Consider the following 25,128-nt stretch of genomic DNA (forward strand, 5'->3'; position numbering starts at 1 on the left):
ACGACGGCAGTACCGGGGGAGCGGCGGGCGAGGCGCCGGAGGAAGCGGGACGGCACTACGAACGCGTTGCGACGGCTTCCAGTACGCGCTGTGCCTCGACCCTGTCCTTGGCGTGGCGGCGGTCCTCCAGGACGGAGGTCCAGGCGTTGCGACGGGCGGTGCGCTGGCCGCCGCTCATCAGGATCGACTCGACGGCACGGAGTGCATCGGTGAACGACGGGATGGCGGTGGCGCGTACGGGCGCAGCCTGCATGATGGTGTTCCCTCCTCGGGGTGGCGGCTCTGGCGGGTGCTTCACGTGGCGTAAGACCAGGGTCACTGATTGGTGTTACCAGGGCGTGACCGACCGGTCAAACGCCAATGAAACCTTGATGCACCGGGCACGATCGCTGACGCGCCCCTGACAGCGTCCCCATCTGCGGGTAAGACCTCCGCCGTGCCGAACGGGCCATTGTGAAGGGGGAGTTGCTTGTGCGCCGATTCACACAAAAGCGGTGGCACTCAGTGCCACCGCTCTCGTTGGACCGCTGTCTGCGGCGAGTCCTACCGCCTAGGCCGTACGGGGTCGTCGTACGTGCCGGTGCGTCGGCTCAGACCGCCTGTGAGGCGACGTACGCGCCACGCTTCTCGACGGCCATCTGGTACAGCCGCCCGGCGCGGTACGAGGAACGCACCAGCGGGCCGGACATGACACCGGAGAAGCCGATCTGCTCGGCCTCGTCCTTCAGCTCCACGAACTCGTGCGGCTTGACCCAGCGCTCGACGGGGTGGTGACGCACCGAGGGACGCAGGTACTGCGTGATGGTGATCAGCTCGCAGCCCGCCTCGTGCAGCTGGCGGAGCGCCTCGCTGACCTCTTCGCGGGTCTCGCCCATGCCGAGGATCAGGTTCGACTTCGTGACCAGACCGTAGTCGCGGGCCTCGGTGATGACCTTCAGCGAGCGCTCGTAGCGGAAGCCGGGGCGGATGCGCTTGAAGATCCGGGGGACCGTCTCGACGTTGTGCGCGAAGACCTCCGGGCGCGAGGAGAAGACCTCGGCCAGCTGGTCGGGCTCGGCGTTGAAGTCGGGGGCGAGCAGCTCGACCTTGGTGCGGCCGGCCTCCCGGCCCGAGGTCTGGGCGTGGATCTGGCGGACCGTCTCCGCGTACAGCCAGGCGCCGCCGTCATCCAGGTCGTCGCGGGCGACGCCGGTGATCGTGGCGTAGTTCAGGTCCATCGTGACGACGGACTCGCCGACCCGGCGGGGCTCGTCGCGGTCCAGCGCCTCGGGCTTGCCGGTGTCGATCTGGCAGAAGTCGCAGCGACGGGTGCACTGGTCTCCGCCGATGAGGAACGTGGCCTCGCGGTCTTCCCAGCACTCGTAGATGTTGGGGCAGCCCGCCTCCTGGCAGACCGTGTGCAGGCCCTCGCTCTTCACGAGGGCTTGCATCTTCGTGTACTCGGGACCCATTTTCGCCCGGGTCTTGATCCACTCGGGCTTGCGCTCGATGGGGGTCTGGGCGTTCCGGACCTCCAGGCGCAGCATCTTGCGTCCGTCGGGTGCGACTGCGGACACATCGGCTCCCTGTAGCTTCGATTCTTCGGCGTACACCAGGGTACGCCCGTTCGTTTTCGGTCTACGAGACGGGCAACCCTGCGGAACAGGGGCCCATTCCCGCTGGGCTACGCAGACGCCCGCTCGATCTCCCGGGGCAGCAGTTCCGCATTCTCCAGCACGTCCTTCAGGTGCCGCTCGACCACCGGCAGGACGTCGGCGATCGTCACGTCGCGGCCCAGTTCGTTCGCCAGGGACGTGACGCCGGCGTCGCGGATACCGCACGGGATGATGCGGTCGAACCACACGTTGTCCGGGTTCACGTTCAGCGCGAAGCCGTGCATCGTCACGCCCTTGGCCACCCGGATGCCGATCGCCGCGATCTTGCGGTCCTCGCGGCGCTGGCCGGCGTTGGAGGGGGCGTACTCGGGGCCGTTGAGCCGGGCGTCGAACTCCTCGTCGTGCAGCCGAGGGTCGAAGTCCAGGGAGAGGCCGCCCAGCGTGGGGCGCTGATCCACCGGGTCGCCCAGCACCCAGACTCCGCTGCGGCCCTCGACGCGGCTGGTCTCCAGGCCGAACTCCGCACACGTACGGATAAGAGCCTCTTCCAGGCGGCGTACATGTGCTACGACGTCCACCGGGCGCGGCAGCTTCTGGATCGGGTAGCCCACCAGCTGGCCCGGTCCGTGCCAGGTGATCTTGCCGCCGCGGTCCACGTCGATGACCGGGGTGCCGTCGAGGGGCCGCTCGTTGTCCGCCGTGCGCCTGCCCGCCGTGTAGACCGGCGGGTGCTCCAGGAGGAGGCAGGTGTCGGGGGCCTCGTCCAGGAAACGGGCGGCATGTACGCGCCGCTGCTCGTCCCACGCCTCCTGGTACTCGACGGCCTCCGCACCGAATCCCATACGGACGAACCGCAACTCACTCACGGCAAGCGCCTCCCTAGAAGCTTCGTCAGGCACGCGGAACAAGCGAAGTACCTGTGTCAGGCATGTAACGCGACCACGCCACTGTACGTCCGGCCGATGCCCGTCAGCCCGGCGGTCAATCCTCACACGATCGGATGAATGCCCGTCGAATTGTGCGACCACGTGCTCACGCTCCGCTACATTCGCGCCGTTCAAGAGGCCAAAAGGGCTGCTCACAGGCAATCCGGGCCACCTCGGCGGCCCCAAGGCCGCTCAGAGGCCCGAAAGGCAGGAGACCGCACCGCAGATGACGGAACGACCCGCGCAGCGCACCCCCAACCGCCAGCTCGCCGCGCTCATCGCAGAAGCGGGGTTCTCCAACGCAGGTCTCGCCCGTCGCGTGGACCAGCTCGGCCTCGAACACGGCCTGGACCTGAGATACGACAAGACCTCGGTCACCCGGTGGCTGCGCGGCCAGCAGCCGAGAGGGACCACGCCCGCACTCATCGCCGAGGTGTTCACCCGCCGCCTCGGACGCCGGCTCAGCGCACAGGACCTAGGACTCGACGCGTGCGCCCCGGTGTACGCCGGGCTCGAGTTCGCCGCGACCCCCGAGGAAGCCGTCGACATCGTCAGCGGCCTCTGGCGCAAGGACTCCGGCAGCCACGCCGAGCTGCGCAAGATCGCCTTCACCCCGGCGGGACTCGTCGTCCCCAGCCGGGACTGGCTCATCGGGAAGGCCGACGACCGGGTGAGCCGCGGCGACCCCGGCCCCGGACGCGTCCCCGTGCAGGGCCGCCCCGCCGTGCCCCGGCAGCGCAACCAGACCGAGCGCGGCCCCGGCCAGAAGGTCACCGGCGGCGACATCGCCGCGCTGCGCTCGGTGGGCGAACTCTTCCGCACCCTCGACCACGCCTACGGCGGCGGACATGCACGCCAGGCCCTGGTCCGCTACCTGGAGCACGAGGCCGAGCCGATGCTGCGCGGCGCGTACGGCGAGCAGACCGGGCGGCGCCTGTTCGCCGCCACCGCCGACCTCACCAGGCTCGCCGGCTGGACCTCGTACGACATCGCCGCGCACGGGCTCGCCCAGCGGTACTTCGTCCAGGCGCTGCGCCTCGCGCAGGCGGCAGGGGACCGGGCGTACGGCTCCTACGTCCTTGTGACGATGAGCAGGCAGGCCGTCTATCTGGGACACGGGCGGGAGGCCGTGCAGCTCGCGCGGGTCGCCCAGCAGGGCGTCGGGTCGGCGGCGCCGCCCGTGATCCAGGCGATGCTGCACGCCGTCGAGGCACGCGGGCACGGGGTGCTGGGGGAGGTGCGGGCCTGCACGGCGTCCCTGGTGCGCGCCGAACGAGCCCTGGAGGCGGCCCGCTCCGGCGACGAAGTCCCCTACTGGGCGCGGCACTTCGACGAGGCACAGCTCGCCGACGAGTTCGGGCACTGCCATCGGGACCTCCAGCAGTACCGGGCCGCCGCGCAGCACGCCGAGCGCTCGCTGCAGTTGCGGGCGCCCGGCTATGCGCGCAGCCGGCTGTTCTGCCGGGTGGTGCTCGCCTCGGCGCGGCTCGGGCTCGGGGAGCTCGACCAGGCCTGCCAGTTGGGCGCCGAGGCCGCCGGTCAGGCGGTGGAGATGCGGTCGGTACGGGCTGTCGAGTACGTACGGGACTTCGAGCGGCGGCTCGAGCCGTACCGGGACGCGGCGCCCGTACGCGGCTACCGCGAGCGGGTGGCGGCTCTGGGCTGAGGCTCAGGCCGCCGACTCCAGGGGCTCCTCCAGTAAGGCCGGGCGGGAGGAGCCCAGGTCCATGAGCACGGCGTGGGCCGCCCGGCGGGCCGAATGGAGCGCGCCCTGGACCGTGCTCGTGTCACGGTGGTCGCCGCAGACGTACAGCCCCGCCAGGAGCCGTACCGGGCGGCGCAGATCGTGCGGCGGGGGCATCGCGGGGACAGCCTCGGGGTCGTGATGGACCGCGAGGAGCTCCCAGCGCGAGGTCGACGTCCCGTAGAGGCGGGCCAGTTGGGCGCGGACCGCCGCGTCCAGATGGGCGGCGGCCGGCGGAGTGCCGAGCACGGTCGAGGAGATGAGGGCCCGTCCGGCCGGCGCGCGGGTCGCGTCCACCTGGCTGATGACCGCCGTGTGCGCCACCGGGCCGCTCCTGTCCGCGTCCAGGAGCAGGGCCCCCTCCGAGAGCGGGGGCTCGTCCGTGGTGTGGTGCAGGACCGTCACCGGATGGAAGGCGGGCAGGTGCAGCCCGGGCAGCAACTCGGCGGCGGCCCGCGCCCCGGTCGCCAACAGGACGGCCCGGCAGGTGAGTTCGCCGTGGTCCCGCGTCGTCACGCTCGTCGTGGAGACCGTACGGACCTGGACGCCCGTGTGGACCGTGCCCGGCGGGAGCGAGGCCGCGAGAAGTTCCGGGAGTGTGTCGGCGCCGCCCTCCGGCAGACACAGCCGGCCCGTCGCGAAGGAATGCAGCGCCAGATCCGCACAGCGGCTGGAGGTCTGCAGCGCCGGATCGCAGAGCAGTGCGGCGAGGAGAGGACGCAGGAAGCCGTCGACCGTGCGGGGCGGGAGGCCCCGGGCGGCCAGCGCCTGCGCGGCGGGGAGGTCCGGTCGGGCCAGGAGGCGGGCCGGTGGGACGGCGGCGAGACGGGCGAGCGCGGTGGAGAGACGGGTCTGGTCCATGGGGCCACCGAGGGGGCCGGGGCGGGGGGCTCCGCCCGGGGGGCGTGGCCGGGGGAGGCGGGGGGCGCTCGCGAGGGCGCGTGCGGCGGTGAGTGCGCCCCTCGCGCTCCGGGGGGCGCCGGGGGCGGCCGCGCGGTGGTGCAGGCCGTCGCTGTGCAGCAGGACGCCCGGCGAGAACGGGCGCAGGGTCAGGGTGTTCAGGCCCGGGGTGATGCGTAGTTCGGGGTACGCCGTGGAGAGGAGCCGGCCCGTGCGGTCGAGCCGGAAGCCGTCGACTTTCTCCGTGGACATGCGGCCGCCCACGTTCTGGGCGGCCTCCAGGACCGTGGCCGTGAGGCCTGCCCTGGTCAGATGCTGGGCGGCTGCGAGGCCGGCGACCCCGGCTCCCACGATGACGACGTCCACGTCTTGCGCCAGGCGAGCGGGCTCTAGCACGTGCTCCTCCTCGAGGTTGCGCGGCGGCCTTGCCGGGTGGGGACGTCATGCCCCCAACGGGCTCCAGGGATACCCGAGTTCGGATCGAGGGTAGGGGCGTGGCCGCCGGGGGGAAGTCGCGCGGGGGCCGTGCACGGTCGCATGGGGGTGCGTGCGGGCGGGCTCGGGGTGGGTTTTTCGCCCCCTCCGCCCCTACCCGTCCCTTGTTCCTGGGGCTCCGCCCCAGACCCCGCTCCTCAAACGCCGGAGGGGCTGAAAATCTGCTCACCGCCCCTGAAGGCGCGCCGCCAGCTCCCGGATCGCCGGCAGGCGGGCCGTCAGGGCGGCGCCCGGGCAGCTGGTCATGAAGCCGTCGTTGTGGCCGGCCAGGGTGGGCAGCACGGCGGACGTCCCGGCGGCGAACCGGGCGAGGTTGTTGCTGGAGGTCAGCCGGACCGTGGCACGCGGATCGACGTCCGAGAGACCGAGCTTCCACGCGGTGAGCGCAGCGATCGCATCGGTCATCGCCCGCGGCACCGGCGTACCCGCCGTGAACGTACCGATCGCCGCGACCCCGGCGGTGCGATGGTTGAAGCCCTGCGCGTGCGCCCCGGTGACGGGCCGGTCGACACCCCCCGCGCGGCCCTCGTAGATCGTTCCGCAGCGATCGACGAGGAAGTTGTACCCGATGTCGTCCCACTGCCGGGCACCGGTCTGCCCGGCGTACAGATAGCGGATGATGCGAGGCGCGTCGGCGCAGTCGTACCCGTTGGGCGAATCGGTGTGGTGGACGAAGACGGCGACGACCCGGTCGTCGTAACGGGCGGGCGGCTGGTCGTGGGTGCTCTCGGCGTCCAGCCACCGCGACCGCGGCACGATGGGCGGCTTGGCCGCGGGGTGGACCACGGCGGGCCGGGCGGCGACCGGCGGCCGCGCGGGACGGTCCCCCGTACGACCCACCCGTACGGCGCACACGACGAGCAGCAGAACGGCGACAAGCCCGGGCACGCACGCCAGCCCTACGAGAGCCGCCCGCGGCAGCCGCACCCTCCGTGACCGAGCACGCGGCGACCACCCGCCGCGAGACCGCGCACTCCGCGGCCGATCCCCCCGCGACAGGGACAGGGACGACAGAGGCAGCCGGCGCACCGCACGCCTCGCCCGCCCCCCGCCCCGTATTCGTGCCCCCCGCGTCTTCCGGAAGACACGCATGCACTCACCCTGACCCGGAACCGCGCCCCCCGCGATGTGTGTTGTGCCACCCGGTGGAACCTTCGTGGAACCATCGGCCCGGTCCGGGACGTTTTTAGAGGTCCAGGCACGTGCGCGTGCCTGATCACTGGGCCCGCGTCACGCGTACTAGGGGGCCCGAGAGAAAGGCGGCCCCGTGGACCTGCTCGACCTCCTGCTGTTGCTGGTGATCCTGGCCTACGCGGCGTCCGGCTACCGTCGCGGCCTGGTCGCAGGCTGTGTCTCGCTGGCCGGTTTCGTGGGCGGCGCCGTCATCGGCGTATGGGTGCTGCCGTGGATGATGGACCTGGTGGAGCCGGGGACACCCGGGGCCACGGTGACGGCCGTCCTTACGGTGCTCGTGCCCGCCGTGGTGGGCCACGAGCTGATGGGACGGCTGGCGCTGAAGCTGCGCCGCGAGCTGGACCGCGGGCCGCTGCGGGTGGCCGACGGAATCGGCGGAGCCGCGGCGAACACGGTGGCCGTGCTCCTTGTGGCCTGGGTGGCCGCGAGCGTCCTTGGCGCCTCCTCGTCCGCCGTCGTCACCCAGTCGATCCGCAACTCGGCGCTCCTTGGCGCCGTACAGGACGCGATGCCGGAGACCACACCGACCTGGTTCTCGCGCGCGACCTCGGCGCTCACGGAGGCGGGCTTCCCGCAGGTCTTCAACCCCTTCGAGAACGAGCCGGCGGCCGGTGTGGCGAAGCCCTCCGGGGACAGCGTCACGGCGACCGCGACGAACGCCGCCAAGCTGAGCACGGTGAAGGTCGAGGGCGTCTCGGGCAACCAGGGCCGCGAGGGCAGCGGCTTCGTCTACGCGTCGGAGCACGTGATGACCAACGCCCATGTGGTGGCGGGCATCGACGAGCCGACCGTCCGGGTGGGCGGCGTGGGCCGTGCGTACGAGGCGACGGTGGTGCTCTTCGACCCGCAGAAGGACGTCGCCGTCCTGTACGTCCCGGGCCTCAAGGCGCCCGTGCTCCCCTTCGACGACACCGCCACGCGCGGCGACTCGGCGGTCGTGGCGGGCTACCCGCAGGACGGCGGGCTCGACCTCCAGGCGGCCACGGTCGCGAGCCGGATCGACGCGACGGGCCAGAACATCTACAGCACGGGCACCGTCACCCGCGAGATCTACTCGATCCGCTCCACCGTCCGCCCCGGCAACTCCGGCGGCCCGCTCCTCACCACCGACGGCAAGGTGTACGGCGTCGTCTTCGCCCGCTCGACCTCCGACGACGAGACGGGTTACGTTCTGACGGCGGACGAGGTCGCGGGCGACGCCCGGCAGGCGGCGAACGCCACGGCGGCGGTGGACACGGGCGACCTCATCGCCTCCTGACACTCAGGAGCCGGGGTCGGCGTTACGCCCCTGTGGCACGTTTTGCCATGTCGGCGTAAAGCGCCCCCGCACCGATTCCGGGCGTACCCTTTCTCCGGTGAGCAGCCAGCCGTCCCCCGCACCGCCCGCCCGCTCCCTGACCGAGCGACGCAAAGCGGCGACCCAGCTCGACATCGCACGCGCGGCGGCGGAACTCTTCATGGAGTACGGCCCCGACGGCACCACGGCGGAGGACATCGCCCGCCGCGCCGGAGTCGCGCTGCGCACCTTCTACCGGTACTTCCGCAACAAGCAGGACGCCGTCGGCCCGCTGCTCTCCGCAGGCGGAGACCACTGGCGCGACCTGCTCGCGGTGACAGAACCGGGCACAGCGCTTCCCGAAGCACTGGAGAAGGCGATCAAGGAGGCGTTGTCCAGCCCCGACAAGCACGCGGCCGAGGGCCTGAACCTCACCCGTGCGCTGCTCCGGGCGGCCGTGGACGACCCGGCCCTGCGCGCCGTCTGGTACCGCGTCAACCAGGACTCCGAGGAGAAGCTGATCCCGGTGGTGACCCGCCTCGCCGGTATCGGGGCGGACCCCCTGGAGGCCCGCCTCGCCGCCGCGGTGGCCACGGACGCGATCAGGGTCGCCCTGGAGGCCTGGGCGGAGACGGACGCGGACGTACGGGGGCCGGGCTCCCCGGCCGAACTGGCGGTGCGCTGCCTGCGTCAACTCATGGGCGGCATGCGCCCGTTGCTGGCCGGAAGTCCGGCAGGGGGAGGGGAGGGCTGATCGCAGCCGGCACCTCACGGTCAGAGATGGCGCCCCATCAGTACGTCGTCCACGTACGCGCCGTCGAGCAGGAACTCCTCCGGCAGGATCCCCTCCACCACGAACCCCTCGGACTCGTAGAGCTTCCTCGCCGGGGTGTTGTGCCCCAGCACGCGCAGCGTGATGCGCCGGGCCCCCTGCCGCCGCGCCTCCTCCTGCGCGGCCCGTAGCAGCGCCCGCCCGACTCCGGCACCGCGCGCCTCGTCGGCCACCGCGAGGCCCTGGATCTGCCGCACGTGGGAGTTGCAGGGGAGGGGGGTCGGGAACCCCAGCCGGATGTAGCCGACGACATCGTCGCCGAGCTCGGCGACGAGGTGATCACGCGGCCCGAACCGCTCGTTGTAGAAGGGTTCGTACGGCGGACGGGGGCGCGGCGTGACGGCGTGCAGCGGGGACCAGGTGACGCGGTCGAGTCGGCCGAGCGTGTCCTCGTCGTCGAAGGTGGCGAAACGTATATGCGGAACCGGCATGAGGATCACTGTACGGCGGCCCCACCCGGCCCTCTGATTCCCCGGCGGGCGCGGCACTATGGACCCATGAGCGACTCACGCCTTGCCCCCGGTTCCCGCGTCGCGATCGCCGGTGCGTCCGGTCTGATCGGGTCGGCGCTGGCGCGTTCCCTGACCTCGGACGGATACGAGGTGATCCGCCTTGTCCGCCGGGCGCCCGTCGGGAAGGACGAGGTCCAGTGGGATCCGGAGGGCCACCGGCTCGACGCGGCGCGTCTTGAGGGGTGCGCGGCGGTGGTCAACCTCGCCGGGGCGGGGGTCGCTTCGCGGTACTGGACCAAGGCGTACAAGGAGAAGATCCGCCGCAGCCGGGTGCTCGGCACGAAGACGCTGGCCGACGTGGTCGCCTCGCTCGACTCGCCGCCGGGGGTGTTCGTCAACGGCAGTGCGATCGGGTTCTACGGGGACACCGACGGGCGGGCGGTGGACGAGTCGGCGCCGGCCGGGGACGGGTTCCTCTCCTCCCTCTGCGTGGAGTGGGAAGGGGCGACGGCTGCCGTCCAGGAGGCGGGCGTCCGCACGGTCCTCGTCCGTACGGGGCTGGTGGTGGCCCGCAAGGGTGGGGCCTGGGGGAAGCTCTTCCCGCTCTTCAAGGCGGGGCTCGGGGGGCGGATGGGGTCCGGCGGTCAGTACTGGAGCTTTGTCTCGCTGCACGACGAGGTGGCCGCGATCCGGCACCTCATCGACACCGAGTCGCTGTCGGGTCCGTTCAACCTGACGGCCCCGGAGCCGCTCACCAACCGTGAGATCACCGAGGCGATGGGGCGCGTCCTGCACCGGCCCACCGTCCTCGCGACGCCGGCGCCCCTTCTCCGCCTCGCCCTCGGCGGCATGTCCGACGACATCCTCGGCAGCCAGCGGGTGCTTCCCGCGCGGCTTCTTGAATCGGGCTTCACGTTCGCGTTTCCGACGATCGAGGGGGCGTTGCGGGCGGCGCTGCGGTGAAGAGGTTTTTTCGCCCCCTCCGCCCCTACCCGTCCCTTGCTCCTGGGGGCTGCCGCCCCCAGACCCCCGCTTCGGCCTGGACGGCCTCGTCCTCAATCGCCGGACGGGCTAGGGGGTAGCCCCTCCGGCGTTTGAGGAGCGGGGTCTGGGGCGGAGCCCCAGGAACGGGACGGGTAGGGGCGGAGGGGGCGAAAAAAACTATGCCCGCACCCGCCCCAACGCCATCTCCGCCAGCACCGCCGCCCCCGCCGGTATCGCCGCGTCGTCGAACACCGCGTACGCGGAGTGGTTGAGGTGCTCGGCGGCGTACCAACTGGCCTCGCTATACAGGTCGGTCACGACCTCACGGCACATCCGGAACCACCGCGACAACCACAACCACAGCCATGCCGCAGGTGGTTCACAGAATTCCCAGAGCCGGGCGTCCTACCGTCGTCGTACGCACTGACTGGAGGTGGGGATCATGAGCGGCAGTCGTAGGCAAACCCCGGAGAAGGGTGCCGGCTGGGCCAGGGCGGCGCGCGGTCCGTGGACTGTGGTCTGCGCGATGGTGACGGTCGTCCTGGGGCCGGCCGCGGTCACGGCGTCGGCCCTGGACCAGGCCAACGCGGCGCCGATGTACCACGCGGTGAAGCTCGACCAGACGCAGGCGTACATCCCCTCGGACACCGGCCGCCGGAAGACTCTGGCGACCTGAGGCCGGCGGCCTGAGGGTTCAGCCCCTGAACCGCTCCCACAGCTTCGGATAGCGATCCGCGAGCGCCGACTCGTTCTCGAAGTCGACCGGTGTGCCCTCCGGCTCGGGCGGTGCGGGCGGAATACCCAGGTCGGGGGCGACGACGCCGGTGAGCTGTTCGTACGCCTCGTCCGCCGAGTAGCCCAGTTCCTCGCCGTCGCCGTCGATCTCCTCGTCGAAGTCGTCCACGAGATCGGCGAGCGAGTCCGGGTCGTGCAGCGCGCCCTCGAAGACCTCCCGGCCCTGGCCGATCAGCCAGCACCGGAAGAAGTCGAAGGCGTCGTCGCTGGCACCGTCGAGCAGAACCCAGGCCGCGCCCCACAGATCCCAGCGGTAGGCGCGGTTGTAGCGGGACTCGAAGTGCCGGGCGAAGTCCAGGACCGAGTCCGGGTCCATCTGGAGGAGCCGCTCGACGAGCAGGTCGGCCTGCTCCTCGGGGTCGCCCTCGGCGCCCTCACGGGTCGCGTCCACCAGCTCCCAGAACTCCGTCTCGTCCATCACGGGTCAAGCATCGGGCCTGGACGGGAGGGACGCACGTGGAGTGCCGCAGATTGTTATGCGTGCACATGCCGAAGGTAAAACCGCCGGGTTCGGGCGGATTTTCGAGGGAGCCGTGTCAGCGGGCCGAGACGGGCGGGTGGGTGGGAGACCCGTCGCGGAGCGGCGGAGAAGGGTGCTGGGGAGCGGGGCGAGTCGGGTGGGTGGGTGGGAGAGCCGCCGCGGAGCGGCGGGGATCGGTGCCTAAAGGCGCGTTCACCGGTAAAGGGAGGCCAGCCGAGCCGCGTCACCAGCGAAGCGCTCACGTAGCGCCGCCGGCGACAGCACCTCCACCTCCGCCCCGAGCCCCGTCAGCTGCGAATGGGCGACCTCCTCGGACTCGACGGGGAGGGTGACGGTCACCCGGCCTCCGCTGTCCGGCGGCCCGGAGACGGAGAGTGCCTCCCGAGCGGACGCGGGATCGACGACGTACGGAAGTCTCCGTACGCCCTCGGGAGACAGCCGTACGACGACCTCCGCCCGCAGGATGGACCGGGCGAACTCCTCGGCCCGCTCCGCCCAGAACCCCGGCAGGTCGAACCCCTCCTCCCGGCTGAAGCGGTCCGCGGCACCGTCCACCGCCGTGAACCGGTCGATCCGGTACACCCGGAAGGACCCCGCCTCCGGCACCCGCGCGCACAGGTACCAGACGCCCGCCTTCAGCACGAGCCCGTACGGCTCAATGGCCCGCTCCACCTCGGCCTTCCCACGCCGGTAGCGCGCGGTGATCCGCCGGTCGTCCCACACCGCGTCCGCGACCATGGGCAGCAGCTCGGGCGCCTTGGGCTCGCTGAACCAGGCCGGCGCGTCCAGATGGAACCGCTGCGCCACCGTCCGCGAAGCGTCCCGCAGCGAGGGAAGCAGCGCCGCGGACACCTTCAGCCGGGCCGCCGAGGCCGCATCCTCGAGCCCCATCTCCCGCAGCGCCCCCGGCACCCCGCTCAGGAACAGCGCCTCCGCCTCACTCCGGGCCAGCCCGGTCAGCCGCGTCCGATACCCGCCGACCAGCCGGTACCCGCCGGCCCGCCCCCGGTCCGCATACACCGGGACCCCCGCCTCCGACAGCGCCTGCGCGTCCCGGGTGATCGTCCGCTCGGACACCTCCAGCTCCCGCGCCAGCTCGGCGGCGGTCATCGACGGCCGCGACTGGAGCAGCAGCACCATCTTGATCAGGCGGGCAGCACGCATACGTTCATGATGCCGCGCCCCACCGACAGCCAAGGGGCACGGCAACCGCCGTACCCCTTCGCCTCGGAACTGCGGAACCTACAGGCCGTACCGCTCCCGCGCTTCCTTCACCGCGGTGGCCTTGACCTCACCACGGCGCGCGAGCTGCGCGAGCGCCGCGACGACGATCGACTCCGCGTCGACACCGAAGTGGCGGCGGGCGGCGTCACGGGTGTCGGACAGACCGAAGCCGTCGGCACCGAGCGAGGAGTAGTCCTGCTCGACCCACTGCGCGATCTGGTCCGGGACCTGGCGCATGTAGTCGGAGACCGCGAGGACCGGGCCCTCCGCGCCGTGCAGCGCCTGGCGTACGAACGGCACCCGCTCCTCGCCGCGCAGCAGCGCCGCGTCGGCGTCCAGGGCGTCGCGCCGCAGCTCGGTCCAGGAGGTCGCGGACCACACGTCGGCGGCCACACCCCACTCCTCGGCGAGCAGCTTCTGCGCCGCGAGGGTCCAGTGGATCGCCGTACCGGAGCCGACGAGCTGGATGCGCGCGGCGTTGGCGGCCGGGGAAAGACCCGCCGACTCGGCCGTGTTGAAGCGGTACAGGCCCTTGACGATGCCCTCGTCGATACCGAGTCCGGCCGGCTTGGCGGGCTGCGGGATCGGCTCGTTGTAGACCGTCAGGTAGTAGAAGACGTTCGGGTCCTCGCCGGGCGCCGCCTCGCCGTACATGCGGCGCAGACCGTCCTTGACGATCGTCGCGACCTCGTACGCGAACGCCGGGTCGTACGACATGGCCGCCGGGTTGGTCGCCGCGATGACGGGGGAGTGGCCGTCGGCGTGCTGCAGGCCCTCGCCCGTCAGCGTCGTACGGCCGGCCGTGGCGCCGACCAGGAACCCGCGGCCGAGCTGGTCGCCGAGCTGCCACATCTGGTCGGCCGTGCGCTGCCAGCCGAACATCGAGTAGAAGATGTAGAACGGGATCATCGCTTCGCCGTGCGTGGAGTACGCGGTGGACGCGGCGATGAAGTCCGCCATGGAACCGGCCTCGGTGATCCCCTCGTTGAGGATCTGGCCGTCCTTGGCCTCCTTGTAGTACATCAGCTGGTCGCGGTCGACCGGCTCGTACGTCTGGCCCTTGGGCGAGTAGATGCCGAGGGACGGGAAGAGCGACTCCATACCGAAGGTGCGCGCCTCGTCGGGGACGATCGGCACCCAGCGCCTACCGGTCTGCTTGTCGCGGACCAGGTCCTTGACCAGGCGTACGAACGCCATGGTCGTGGCCACGTTCTGCGAGCCGGAACCCTTGTCGAAGGACGTGAACGTCTTGTCGGCGGGGGCGGGCAGCGGCGCGAGCGCGTGCGTACGGCGGGCCGGGGCCGGGCCGCCGAGGGCCGCGCGGCGCTCCTGGAGGTAGCGGACCTCGGGGGAGTCGGCGCCGGGGTGGCCGTAAGGCACCACACCGTCGATGAACTGGCTGTCGGAGATGGGCAGTTCGAGCAGGTCACGCATCTGCTTGAACTCGTCCGTGGACAGCTTCTTCATCTGGTGGTTGGCGTTCTTCGACGCGAAGCCCTCGCCGAGCGTGAAGCCCTTGACCGTCTGGGCCAGGATGACCGTCGGCGCGCCCTTGTGCTCGACGGCCGCCTTGTAGGCCGCGTACACCTTGCTCGCCTCGTGACCGCCGCGCGAGAGGTGGAAACACTCAAGGATCTTGTCGTCGCTGAGCAGCTGCGCCATCGCGACGAGCGCCGGGTCCTTGCCGAAGAAGTCCTGGCGGATGTAGGCGGCGTCGCGGGTCTGGTACGTCTGCACCTGGGCGTCCGGTACCTCGCGCAGCCGGCGTACGAGCGCGCCCGTGGTGTCGAGCCGGAACAGCTCGTCCCAGGCGTTGCCCCACAGCGACTTGATGACGTTCCAGCCGGCGCCGCGGAACTGGGCCTCCAGTTCCTGCACGATCTTGAAGTTCGCGCGGACCGGGCCGTCGAGACGCTGCAGGTTGCAGTTGATGACGAAGGTCAGGTTGTCCAGACCCTCGCGGGAGGCCAGCGCGAGTGCCGCCGTCGACTCCGGCTCGTCCATCTCGCCGTCACCGAGGAACGCCCACACGTGGGACGCGGACACGTCCTTGATGTTGCGGCTGGTGAGGTAGCGGTTGAAGCGCGCCTGGTAGATCGCGGAGAGCGGGCCGAGGCCCATCGACACCGTCGGGAACTCCCACAGCCAGGGGAGGCGGCGCGGGTGCGGGTACGAGGGCAGACCGTCGCCGCCGGACTCGCGGCGGAAGTGGTCGAGGTGGTGCTCGGTCAGCCGGCCGTCGAGGAAGGCGCGGGCGTAGATGCCGGGGGAGGCGTGGCCCTGGATGTAGAGCTGGTCGCCGGACCCGTCACCCTCCTTGCCCTTGAAGAAGTGGTTGAAGCCGGTCTCGTAGAGCCACGCGGCGGAGGCGAAGGTGGCGATGTGGCCGCCGACGCCGTATTTGCTGCCCCGGGTCACCATCGCGGCCGCGTTCCAGCGGTTCCACGCGGTGATCCGGTTCTCCATCGCCTGGTCGCCGTCCGCTACGGGCTCGGCGGCGGTGGGGATGGTGTTGACGTAGTCGGTCTCAAGCAGCTTGGGCAGCGCGAGGCCGTTGCCCTCGGCGCGCTCCAGTGTGCGGCGCATCAGATACGCGGCACGGTGCGGCCCGGCCGCCTTGGTGACGGCGTCCAGGGAGGCCTGCCATTCGGCGGTCTCCTCGGGGTCGCGGTCCGGGAGCTGGTCGAGCTCGCTCGGCTGGATAGCGGTGGGGTCGGTCATTGCGCCGCCTTCCGGATGCGGAGGGGGGTTCCCTCGTCGGTAAGGGGTTTTCGGGTGCCCTTGATGTCTTTGGCAGGACAGGGCTGAGGGCTCTGGTGGAAGCCCGGGGTGACTCTAACTCCCTGATCGATGATCGATCAAAGGGTTCCAGGGGAAAACCTCTCCAGATCGAGAAAGTCGGCACGGGGTGCCTTCAAGGCAGGCACGGGGTGCCTTGGATTCAAAGGGTTTTCCCAGGTGAGCGGGGGTGCGCTCCGCTGTGTCGCGTGCTCTGCGGTGCGTGTGTCGCGTGCTTCAGGCGCGTGGCGCGCAGCCCAGTACGTGCGCCTTCACGAGGTCGGCGATCAGCGGGTCCCGGCGGCGGAACGCGTCCACGAGGGCCTCGTGCTCCTCCGCGTACGACTGCTGTACGGTCCCCAGCCAGCGGATCGACAGGGCCGTGAACACCTCGATGCCCAGGCCCTCCCAGGTGTGCAGGAGGACCGAGTTCCCGGCCGCCCGGACCAGCTCCCGGTGGAAGCCGACGGTGTGCCGGACCTGGCCGGTCCCGTCGGACAGCCGGTCGGCCTCGTAGAGCGCCGTGACGTGCGGCTCCAGGGCCGAGCAGTCCTGGGCGAGCCGCTCGGCCGCCAGCTCCGCCGCGATGGCCTCCAGACCGGCCCGTACGGGATAGCTCTCCTCCAGGTCGGCCGCGGTCAGATTCCGCACGCGGACGCCCTTGTTGGGCGCCGACTCGATCAGCCGCAGCGACTCCAGCTCGCGCAGCGCTTCCCGCACCGGCGTCTGGCTGACCTCCAGCTCGGTCGCGATCCGCCGCTCCACGATCCGCTCGCCCGGCTTCCAGCGCCCGCTGACGATCCCCTCCACGATGTGCTCGCGGATCTGTTCGCGCAGCGAGTGGACGACGGGCGCGGTCATGAAGTGCTCCTTGTGCTGGGGGCGTGCCGGCCCCAAGGGCGTTTGACGTTTAGACAATAAGGCCGCGCCCCCGCCGAGGAGAGGCGCACAGGGGCGCTTTCGCGCAGGTGAGACGAGACTTACACGCTCGCAGAGCGAGCGTTCTTGTAAAGACCCGTACCGGGTGCGGTGCGGAGGTGTCACGGCCGTGTCACCCCGTGAACTCGCGGGGCCCGCACAGCGTGGGGGTCGGCACAGGGGTCGCCGTCAGGAGCGCCCCTGGGCACAGCAGGGGGATGACATGAACGAGCGCGGGCTTCGCCGGGCGACGGCGGCAGTGGTGGCAGGGCTGGTTGTGGGCTTGACGGGATGCCAGCAGATGGCCACGGGGGCGGCGGCGGAGCCGGGCGGCGGTACGAAAACCGTCGTCGGGATGGCGGGGCCCCAGCAGCCCACCGGCTCCGGCGGCGCCTGCGTCTTCGTCAAGCCGGACGGTGCCCAGAAGCTCGGGCACGTCGGCTGGGGCTTCCGGATCACGGGAACGAACCGCTGGGTCTACGGCGCGGTGGAGAACCCCTCCGGCAAGCTCCACACCCCGCCCGGCGGCGACATCGGCGCCTGGCACGCGGAGGGCACCTACGCCCGCATGCTCGGCGACATGTCCCGGGACGCGTACTACCCCGGCAGGTCGGAACACCCGTACAGCCGCTACCGCTGCACCGGATCCACGAGCAGTGATGTGCCGGCCGCCCGGGCGATGATCCGCAAGGTCGAAGGGCGCGGCTTCCTTGTCGGCAGGGACCCGAAGACCGGAAACCTCACCTCATGGGACTGCCTCGACGCGACGTACGACGTCCTCAGGGCGTACCGGACGCAGCGGCTGACGCCCGCCGCCAAGCTGTCCATTCCGAACGTGTGGGTGGAGACGCTGTGGGGCTGGTCGGACAAGACGCTGAAGCCGCGCTAGAAATGCGATGCCCCCGCCCGGAAGTTCCGGACGGGGGCATCGCACAAGCGGTTCGGTTACAGGCCGAGCTCGACCTCGAACTCGCCCGCTTCCAGGATCGCCTTGACCGCGGTCAGGTAACGGGCCGCGTCGGCGCCGTCCACCAGACGGTGGTCGTAGGAGAGCGTCAGGTACGTCATGTCGCGGACGCCGATGACGGTGCCCTCTTCCGTCTCGATGACGGCCGGACGCTTGACCGTGGCGCCGATGCCCAGGATCGCGACCTGGTTCGGCGGCACGATGATCGTGTCGAAGAGCGCGCCGCGCGAGCCGGTGTTGGAGATGGTGAAGGTCGCGCCGGACAGCTCGTCCGGGGTGATCTTGTTGGCCCGGACCTTGCCCGCCAGTTCGGCGGTGGCCTTGGAGATACCGGCGATGTTCAGGTCGCCCGCGTGCTTGATGACCGGGGTCATCAGGCCCTTCTCGGAGTCCACCGCGATACCGATGCTCTCGGTGTCGAAGTAGGTGATCGTGCCCTCTTCGACGTTGATCCGGGCGTTGACGGCCGGGTGGGCCTTCAGCGCCTGGGCCGCCGCCTTCACGAAGAACGGCATCGGGGAGAGCTTGACGCCCTCGCGGGCCGCGAAGGAGTCCTTCGCCTGCGCGCGCAGCCTCATCAGCCGCGTGACGTCGACCTCGACGACCGAGGACAGCTGGGCCTGCTCGTGCAGGGCCTTCACCATGTTGTCGCCGATGACCTTGCGGATGCGGGGCATCTTGACGGTCTGGCCGCGCAGCGGAGAGGCCTCCAGAGCAGGCGCCTTCTTGGCGGCAGCCGGGGCAGCGGCGGCCGGGGCAGCGGCGGCCGGAGCCGGAGCGGCTGCGGCGGCCTTCGCGGCCTCGGCGGCGGCGATGACGTCCTGCTTGCGGATACGGCCGCCGACGCCGGTGCCCTTGACGGTGGCCAGGTCGACGCCGTTCTCGGCGGCGAGCTTGCGCACCAGCGGGGTCACGTACGCGCCTTCGTCACCGGAGGTCACGGCGGGAGCCGGGGCCGGGATGACGGGAGCGGGCGCCGCGACCGGCGCGGGAGCCGGGGCCGCGGGCTGGACCGGAGCCGGAGCGGCGGCCACCGGAGCGGCAGGCGCCGGAGCCGGAGCAGCGGGTGCCACGGGGGCAGGCGGAGCGACCGGAGCCGCGGGGGCGACCGGAGCCGGGGCAGCGGCGGCGGGAGCGGCCGGAGCCGCCGGGGCAGCCGCGGCCGGAGCAGCGCCGGGAGCGCCGATGACGGCCAGCCTGGCACCGACCTCGGCGGTCTCGTCCTCGCCGACCACGATCTCCAGCAGTACGCCGGCGACCGGCGACGGGATCTCGGTGTCGACCTTGTCCGTGGAGACCTCGAGCAGCGGCTCGTCCTCCGCGACCTCCTCGCCGACCTCCTTCAGCCAGCGGGTGACGGTGCCCTCGGTGACCGACTCGCCCAGTGCGGGCAGTACGACGTCGGTACCGGAGGCGCCACCGGCCGGAGCGGCAGGGGCGGCGACGGGGGCGGCCGGAGCCGCGGGGGCCTCGGCCACTGGGGCCGGGGCAGCGGGGGCGGCCACGGGCTCGGCGACGGGGGCCGGGGCGGCAGCGGGCGCACCCGTGCCGTCGTCGATGACGGCCAGCTCGGCGCCGACCTCCACCGTCTCGTCCTCGGCGACCTTGATGGAGGCGAGCACACCGGCTACGGGCGAGGGGATCTCGGTGTCGACCTTGTCGGTCGACACCTCCAGCAGCGGCTCGTCGGCCTCGACGCGCTCGCCCTCTGCCTTCAGCCAGCGGGTGACAGTGCCCTCGGTGACGCTCTCGCCGAGCGCCGGAAGGGTTACGGAAACCGCCATGGTTTCTGTTGCTCCTTACGAATGGTGCGGAAGTCTGTGGTCGTCGTCGCGCCCTACTCGACGCGGTGACTGGGGACAGCCGGTGGCTGAAGGTCAGCCGCCCGCCGGTCAGTCGTGCGAGTGCAGCGGCTTGCCCGCGAGGGCCAGGTGGGCCTCGCCGAGCGCCTCGCTCTGCGTCGGGTGCGCGTGGATGAGCTGCGCGACCTCGGCCGGCAGCGCCTCCCAGTTGTAGATCAGCTGGGCTTCGCCGACCTGCTCGCCCATACGGTCACCGACCATGTGGACGCCGACCACGGCACCGTCCTTCACCTGGACGAGCTTGATCTCGCCCGAGGTGTTGAGGATCTTGCTCTTGCCGTTGCCCGCGAGGTTGTACTTCAGAGCGACGACCTTGTCCGCGCCGTAGATCTCCTTGGCCTTGGCCTCGGTGATACCCACGGAGGCGACCTCGGGGTGGCAGTACGTCACCCGGGGGACACCGTCGTAGTCGATCGGAACGGTCTTGAGACCGGCCAGACGCTCCGCCACCAGGATGCCCTCGGCGAAGCCGACGTGCGCGAGCTGGAGCGTCGGGACCAGGTCACCGACGGCGGAGATGGTCGGGACGTTCGTGCGCATGTACTCGTCGACCAGGACGTAGCCGCGGTCGATCGCGACGCCCTGCTCCTCGTAGCCCAGGCCCTGCGAGACCGGACCGCGGCCGACCGCGACGAGCAGCACCTCGGCCTCGAACTCCTTGCCGTCGGCGAGGGTGACCTTGACGCCGTCGGCGGTGTACTCGGCCTTCGAGAAGAAGGTGCCCAGGTTGAACTTGATGCCGCGCTTGCGGAACGCGCGCTCAAGCAGCTTGGAGGAGTTCTCGTCCTCGAGCGGGGCGAGGTGCTTCAGACCCTCGATGATCGTGACGTCCGTACCGAAGGACTTCCACGCGGAGGCGAACTCGACGCCGATGACGCCGCCGCCGAGCACGATCGCGGACTGCGGAACGCGGTCCAGGACCAGCGCGTGGTCCGAGGAGATGATGCGGTTGCCGTCGATCTCCAGGCCCGGCAGCGACTTCGGCACGGAGCCGGTCGCGAGGAGCACGTGGCGGCCCTGGATGCGCTGGCCGTTCACGTCGACCGACGTCGGGGAGGAGAGGCGGCCCTCACCCTCGATGTACGTCACCTTGCGGGAGGCGATGAGCCCCTGCAGGCCCTTGTACAGGCCCGAGATGACCCCGTCCTTGTACTTGTGGACGGCTGCCACGTCGATGCCCTCGAAGGTGGCCTTGACACCGAACTGCTCGCTCTCGCGGGCCTGGTCGGCGATCTCACCCGCGTGCAGCAGAGCCTTGGTCGGAATGCACCCACGGTGCAGGCAGGTACCGCCGACCTTGTCCTTTTCGATCAGGGCGACGTCCAGACCCAGCTGCGCTCCGCGCAGCGCCGCGGCGTAACCGCCGCTACCGCCGCCGAGAATCACTAGGTCGAAAACGGTGCTGGCGTCGTTCGCCACGTCACGTCCTCCATGCATGTGCGCCTCACGCCGGTCAACTGTGACCGGGCGGCGGCTGGTGTCCGGCCGCTCTTTCTCCGGCCCTGTGGTGGGGGCCCTGTCCTGCCGAGAACCCATCTTCGCACTTGTCGGCGACGAGCGAGACGCCGGGCCGGTGTGTGACACGTCCCACCTGGATTGCAGAGGGGACAAAACGGCCCCGGGTGAACTTGTCACCCGGGGCCGTACAGCAGCGCCCCTTCAGAGGCGCGAGCGACCACGACGGACTCGCGGTCGCCCCACGCTGCTAGCCGAGATCCCCCGCGGCAGTCAGCTCGGCAAGCCGCACCAGCGTCCGAACCGCCGACCCCGTACCCCCCTTGGGCGTGTAACCGAACGGCCCGGCCTCATTGAACGCGGGCCCGGCGATGTCCAGGTGCGCCCAGGTGATCCCCTCACCCACGAACTCCCGCAGGAACAGACCGGCGACCAGCCCGCCGCCCATCCGCTCACCCATGTTGGCGATGTCGGCGGTGGGGGAGTCCATCCCCTTGCGGAGATGCTCCGGCAGCGGCATCGGCCAGGACTCCTCGCCGACCTCCTCCGCGGCCTCGACGATCGAGGCGCGGAACGCGTCGTCGTTCGCCATGACGCCGAAGGTGCGGTTGCCGAGCGCCAGCACCATGGCTCCGGTCAGCGTCGCCACGTCGATGATCGCGTCCGGCTTCTCCTCGGAGGCCTTCCACAGCGCGTCGGCGAGGACGAGACGGCCCTCGGCGTCCGTGTTGAGGACCTCGACGGTCTTGCCGCTGTACATGCGCAGCACGTCGCCGGGGCGGGTCGCGGAACCGGAGGGCATGTTCTCGGCCAGCGCGAGCCAGCCGGTGACGTTGACCTCGAGACCCAGGCGCGCGGCGGCGACCACGGCGGCGAAGACCGCCGCCGCACCGCTCATGTCGCACTTCATCGTCTCGTTGTGCCCGGCGGGCTTGAGGGAGATGCCGCCCGAGTCGTAGGTGATGCCCTTGCCGACGAAGGCGAGGTGCTTCGTCGCCTTGGCGGAGGTGTACGACAGCTTCACCAGGCGCGGACCGGCGGCCGAGCCCTTGCCGACGCCGAGGATGCCGCCGTAGCCGCCCTTCTCGAGGGCCTTCTCGTCGAGCACCTGCACCTTGATGCCGTGCTCCTTGCCGGCCGCGGACACGACGGCGGCGAAGGACTCGGGGTTCAGGTCGTTCGGCGGCGTGTTGATGAGGTCGCGGGCGCGGTTGAGCTCCTCGGTCACGGCGGTGGCGCGCGCGATCGCGGCCTTGTACGCCGCGTCACGGGGCTTGCCGCCGATCAGGGCGACCTCGCCGAGCGGGGCCTTGCCGTTCTTGGCGCCGTTGCCGTTCTCCTTGTACGCGTCGAAGGCGTACGCGCCGAGGCGGGCGCCCTCCGCGACGGCACCGGCGTCGGCGGGGTCCGAGATCGGCAGGGCGAACGCGGCCTTCTTCGCACCGGCGAGGGCGCGGGCGGCGGCACCGGCCGCGCGGCGCAGCGCCTCGGCGCCGTAGGTGTCGTCCTTCTCCGGGACCGCTCCCAGGCCGACGGCCACGACGACCGGGGCCTTGAAACCGGAGGGCGCGGGCAGCTTCGTCACCTCGCCCTCGCCGCCCGTGGCGCCGAGGGTCTCCAGGATGCCGGCGAGCCCGCCGTCGTACGCCTTGTCCACGGCCTCGGCGCCCGGTGCGACGACCGGACCCTTGGGGCCCTTCGCGACACCGACGACGATCGCGTCGGCCCGCAGACCGGACGCCGCGGCGGTGCTGAGAGTGAGAGCAGTCACGGTGGTGAAATCTCGCTTCCGTTGAAATTGCTTCGGCCGAGTGGGGATGGGTCGACCGGGCCCGACGATCGACCCTAGATCCGGCCCTGAGGGCGGGCTCTACCGGGGCGGGCGAGTACCCGTGACGAGCCTACGCTCGGGGCCGGGTTTCGCTCATTCTTGCGACCATTCACCGTCTGGTGGCGTCATGGCCTCTTCTCGCCTCTCACTCCCGGTGACCTGAGTAACACTCATCGTGTTCCGGTGGGCGCGACGCTCACTGCTTCGCGACATTTCCACAGATCCTCCTCGGTTCGGCCGAGTTCGGCCGAGGTCATTTGGGTTCGGCCAGGTTCATCCGGGTTCGGCCAAAAGGGGATCTTCAAGGGGGAGGGCTACACATGACGCAACATGCGTGCAGATGGAGACGGGCATCCGCGGTCCTGACGACCGCCGGTCTGCTGGCGCTGGGTCTGGGGGCACCCGGCGCGTCCGCGGCGACCACACCGCGCATCGATCTCAAGGTCCTGGTCGTCGACAACGGCGTCGGCCAGGTCGGCGCCATCACCGCCGAGCTGAAGAACACCGGCATCCCGTACACCCTCGTCGACCTGGGGGCCCCGGGCCGCCCGACCATCGACGCGGCGTTCCTGAGCGACACGGTGAACGGCACCCCGCGGGCCAAGTACCAGGGCGTCGTCCTGCCGAACGAGGCACCGTTCGGCCTGGGTCCGGCCGAGCAGACCGCCCTGGAGACGTACGAGAGGACGTACGGCATCCCGCAGGTCGACGCCTACACCTGGGCGCACCCCGGGGTCGGGCTCGACTACACCGACCAGAACGGCGGCTGGTCCGGCACGCTGGACGGCGCGCTGACCCAGGTCACCGCGGCCGGCACGGCGGGCCCGTTCGGCTACCTCGACGGGCCGCTGACCTTCGAGGACAACGACCCGTCGGTGCAGGAGAGTTACGGGTACGCGGCCCACCCGAGGGACGGGTTCACCAGCTACCTGGACGCACCCACGGGCGGCACCCTGCTCGGCCAGTACGCGCACGACGGGCGCCGTGAACTCGTGGTGACCTTCGCGTACAACCAGAATCAGCAGCAGTTCAAGCTGCTGGCCCGCGGCATCGTCGAATGGCTGACCCAGGGCATTCACCTCGGACAGAGCAGGAACTACTTCTCCGTCCACGTCGACGACGTCTTCGCACCCGACGCCCGCTGGGACGCCGAGCGCAACTGCACGCCCGGCGACATCGACTGCGTGGGCACCGGCGGCGAGGAGGCCGCGCCGATCCGGATGACCGCGGCCGACGCGGTGTACGCCGCCCAGTGGCAGCAGGCCAACGGCTTCACCCTCGACATGGTCTTCAACGCGGGCTCCGGCGAGGAGTGGAAGACCGAGAACGGCGGCACCGACGCCCTCACCACCCAACTGCTCGCCGACAAGGCCAAGTTCCGCTGGATGAACCACACCTACACGCACAAGTTCCTCGGCTGCGTGCAGAACACCGCGACGGTGCCGTGGAGCTGCGCGAAGAACGCGGACGGCTCGACCCAGTACATGAGCCGGGCCGACATCTCCGCGGAGATCGCCAACAACAACAACTGGGCGCAGTCGCACGGTCTGTCGACCGACCGCACCGAGCTGGTGACCGGCGAGCACTCGGGTCTCAAGACGCTGCCACAGCAGCCCGCCGACAACCCGAACCTCGCGGGCGCCCTGTCCGCCAACGGCGTCAAGTGGACGGGCTCCGACAACTCCCGCGAGCCCGCCCAGCGTGCCGTCGGCAGTGCGCTGACCGTGCCCCGCTACCCGATGAACGTGTACTACAACACGGGTACGCCGCAGGAGATGGCCGACGAGTACAACTGGATCTACACGTCCAGGGCCGACGGCGGCAGCGGCATCTGCGAGAACAACGCCACGTCCACGTGTCTGCCGGCACCGCTGGACACCGACTCCGGCTACGCGTCGTACATCGTCCCGCGGGAGGCCCGCACCGCACTCGGGCACGCCATCGGCAACGACCCGCGCCCGCACTACGTGCACCAGTCCAACCTGGCCGAGGGCCGCATCCTGTACCCGGTCCTGGACCAGGTGCTCGCCGGCTACAAGGCGCTGCACGCCGACAACACCCCGCTGGTGAACCCCCGGCAGAGTGCGATCGGCACCGAACTCCAGCGCCGTACCGCCTGGGCGACCGCCGTCGCGAACGGCAAGGTCACGGCGTACCGCGTCGGTACGAAGGTCACCGTCACCGCTCCGTCCGGCACACAGATCCCGGTGACCGCACCCGAAGGGACCAAGCAGCAACTCCTGCTCGGTACGGCCACGTTCGGCACGCCGTACGCGGGCAAGCGCTCGGCCTGGACCACGCCGGCGGCGCTGCAGTCGGCGCTCACGCTGAACCTGCCGTAGGGGGCAGCGCCCCAAAGGGGCGCGGGGAACTGCGCGACCAGCCACGACGGACAAGCAGTCGGCGGCCGGTCCGCAGT

Annotated in this window: 21 protein-coding genes; 7 read left to right on the forward strand and 14 right to left on the reverse strand. The window is 71.1% G+C overall.

Annotation, left to right across the window (positions count from 1 at the left end; all coding sequences use genetic code 11):
• Positions 1–55: 55 nt before the first annotated feature.
• The 3 genes from OG246_RS19890 to lipB all read right to left on the reverse strand — a co-directional run bounded on the left by OG246_RS19890 (position 56) and on the right by lipB (position 2,461).
• Positions 56–253 carry a hypothetical protein gene (locus tag OG246_RS19890; RefSeq protein WP_266464918.1) on the reverse strand — a complete coding sequence of 66 codons (198 nt, stop codon included), beginning with the start codon at positions 251–253 and terminating at the stop codon, positions 56–58.
• A 337-nt stretch (positions 254–590) separates the two neighbouring features.
• A complete protein-coding gene (lipA, locus tag OG246_RS19895) occupies positions 591–1,556 on the reverse strand; it encodes a lipoyl synthase (RefSeq protein WP_266464921.1) in 966 nt (321 codons plus the stop codon).
• 107 nt (positions 1,557–1,663) lie between these two features.
• Complete coding sequence (gene lipB, locus OG246_RS19900; protein WP_266464924.1) at positions 1,664–2,461, reverse strand: lipoyl(octanoyl) transferase LipB; 798 nt, start codon at positions 2,459–2,461, stop codon at positions 1,664–1,666.
• Between the two features lie 286 nt (positions 2,462–2,747).
• On the opposite strand from lipB, the gene OG246_RS19905 reads away from it, so the two are divergent.
• A complete protein-coding gene (locus OG246_RS19905) occupies positions 2,748–4,187 on the forward strand; it encodes a regulator (RefSeq protein WP_266464927.1) in 1,440 nt (479 codons plus the stop codon).
• 3 nt (positions 4,188–4,190) lie between these two features.
• Here the strand turns inward: OG246_RS19905 and OG246_RS19910 are convergent, their stop codons facing one another.
• Positions 4,191–5,561: an NAD(P)/FAD-dependent oxidoreductase gene (locus OG246_RS19910; RefSeq protein ID WP_266464930.1), complete on the reverse strand. Its 1,371-nt coding sequence runs from the start codon at positions 5,559–5,561 to the stop codon at positions 4,191–4,193.
• A gap of 264 nt (positions 5,562–5,825) precedes the next feature.
• Positions 5,826–6,548, reverse strand: a complete 723-nt coding sequence (locus tag OG246_RS19915; RefSeq protein ID WP_266464933.1) for a peptidoglycan recognition protein — start codon at positions 6,546–6,548, stop codon at positions 5,826–5,828.
• Positions 6,549–6,927: 379 nt separating this feature from the next.
• Here OG246_RS19915 and OG246_RS19920 point away from each other — a divergent pair, with 379 nt between their 5' ends.
• Positions 6,928–8,112, forward strand: coding sequence for a MarP family serine protease (locus tag OG246_RS19920; RefSeq protein WP_266464936.1), 1,185 nt, complete (start codon positions 6,928–6,930; stop codon positions 8,110–8,112).
• A gap of 97 nt (positions 8,113–8,209) precedes the next feature.
• Positions 8,210–8,884, forward strand: a complete 675-nt coding sequence (locus tag OG246_RS19925) for a TetR/AcrR family transcriptional regulator (protein WP_266464939.1) — start codon at positions 8,210–8,212, stop codon at positions 8,882–8,884.
• A gap of 20 nt (positions 8,885–8,904) precedes the next feature.
• On the opposite strand, the gene OG246_RS19930 is transcribed toward OG246_RS19925, so the two are convergent.
• A complete protein-coding gene (locus tag OG246_RS19930) occupies positions 8,905–9,393 on the reverse strand; it encodes a GNAT family N-acetyltransferase (protein WP_266464942.1) in 489 nt (162 codons plus the stop codon).
• A 66-nt stretch (positions 9,394–9,459) separates the two neighbouring features.
• Between OG246_RS19930 and OG246_RS19935 the strand changes: the two genes are divergently transcribed.
• Complete coding sequence (locus OG246_RS19935; RefSeq protein ID WP_266464944.1) at positions 9,460–10,377, forward strand: TIGR01777 family oxidoreductase; 918 nt, start codon at positions 9,460–9,462, stop codon at positions 10,375–10,377.
• 198 nt (positions 10,378–10,575) lie between these two features.
• Here the strand turns inward: OG246_RS19935 and OG246_RS19940 are convergent, their stop codons facing one another.
• Positions 10,576–10,716, reverse strand: coding sequence for a hypothetical protein (locus OG246_RS19940; protein WP_266464947.1), 141 nt, complete (start codon positions 10,714–10,716; stop codon positions 10,576–10,578).
• A 124-nt stretch (positions 10,717–10,840) separates the two neighbouring features.
• Here OG246_RS19940 and OG246_RS19945 point away from each other — a divergent pair, with 124 nt between their 5' ends.
• Positions 10,841–11,074 carry a hypothetical protein gene (locus tag OG246_RS19945; protein ID WP_266464949.1) on the forward strand — a complete coding sequence of 78 codons (234 nt, stop codon included), beginning with the start codon at positions 10,841–10,843 and terminating at the stop codon, positions 11,072–11,074.
• 18 nt (positions 11,075–11,092) lie between these two features.
• Here the strand turns inward: OG246_RS19945 and OG246_RS19950 are convergent, their stop codons facing one another.
• The 4 genes from OG246_RS19950 to OG246_RS19965 all read right to left on the reverse strand — a co-directional run bounded on the left by OG246_RS19950 (position 11,093) and on the right by OG246_RS19965 (position 16,537).
• Positions 11,093–11,611, reverse strand: coding sequence for a DUF4240 domain-containing protein (locus OG246_RS19950; protein WP_266470749.1), 519 nt, complete (start codon positions 11,609–11,611; stop codon positions 11,093–11,095).
• A 255-nt stretch (positions 11,612–11,866) separates the two neighbouring features.
• Entirely contained in the window at positions 11,867–12,838 is a 972-nt protein-coding gene (locus OG246_RS19955; protein ID WP_266464952.1) for a YafY family protein, read from the reverse strand.
• Positions 12,839–12,916: 78 nt separating this feature from the next.
• Complete coding sequence (gene aceE, locus OG246_RS19960; protein ID WP_266464957.1) at positions 12,917–15,619, reverse strand: pyruvate dehydrogenase (acetyl-transferring), homodimeric type; 2,703 nt, start codon at positions 15,617–15,619, stop codon at positions 12,917–12,919.
• 294 nt (positions 15,620–15,913) lie between these two features.
• A complete protein-coding gene (locus OG246_RS19965; RefSeq protein ID WP_266464960.1) occupies positions 15,914–16,537 on the reverse strand; it encodes a GntR family transcriptional regulator in 624 nt (207 codons plus the stop codon).
• A 280-nt stretch (positions 16,538–16,817) separates the two neighbouring features.
• Here OG246_RS19965 and OG246_RS19970 point away from each other — a divergent pair, with 280 nt between their 5' ends.
• Positions 16,818–17,483, forward strand: coding sequence for a hypothetical protein (locus tag OG246_RS19970; protein ID WP_266464964.1), 666 nt, complete (start codon positions 16,818–16,820; stop codon positions 17,481–17,483).
• Positions 17,484–17,539: 56 nt separating this feature from the next.
• Here OG246_RS19970 and sucB read toward each other — a convergent pair whose 3' ends face one another.
• The 3 genes from sucB to OG246_RS19985 form a co-directional block, all read right to left on the reverse strand.
• Positions 17,540–19,345 (reverse strand): 2-oxoglutarate dehydrogenase, E2 component, dihydrolipoamide succinyltransferase, encoded by a 1,806-nt coding sequence (gene sucB / locus OG246_RS19975; RefSeq protein ID WP_266464967.1) that lies wholly within the window; start codon positions 19,343–19,345, stop codon positions 17,540–17,542.
• A gap of 108 nt (positions 19,346–19,453) precedes the next feature.
• Entirely contained in the window at positions 19,454–20,842 is a 1,389-nt protein-coding gene (lpdA, locus tag OG246_RS19980; protein WP_266464970.1) for a dihydrolipoyl dehydrogenase, read from the reverse strand.
• Positions 20,843–21,128: 286 nt separating this feature from the next.
• A complete protein-coding gene (locus OG246_RS19985; protein ID WP_266464973.1) occupies positions 21,129–22,649 on the reverse strand; it encodes a leucyl aminopeptidase in 1,521 nt (506 codons plus the stop codon).
• A gap of 380 nt (positions 22,650–23,029) precedes the next feature.
• Between OG246_RS19985 and OG246_RS19990 the strand changes: the two genes are divergently transcribed.
• Positions 23,030–25,051 (forward strand): hypothetical protein, encoded by a 2,022-nt coding sequence (locus OG246_RS19990; protein WP_266464977.1) that lies wholly within the window; start codon positions 23,030–23,032, stop codon positions 25,049–25,051.
• Positions 25,052–25,128 lie beyond the last annotated feature (77 nt).

This window comes from Streptomyces sp. NBC_00620 (assembly GCF_026341825.1).
Taxonomy (GTDB): Bacteria; Actinomycetota; Actinomycetes; order Streptomycetales; family Streptomycetaceae; genus Streptomyces.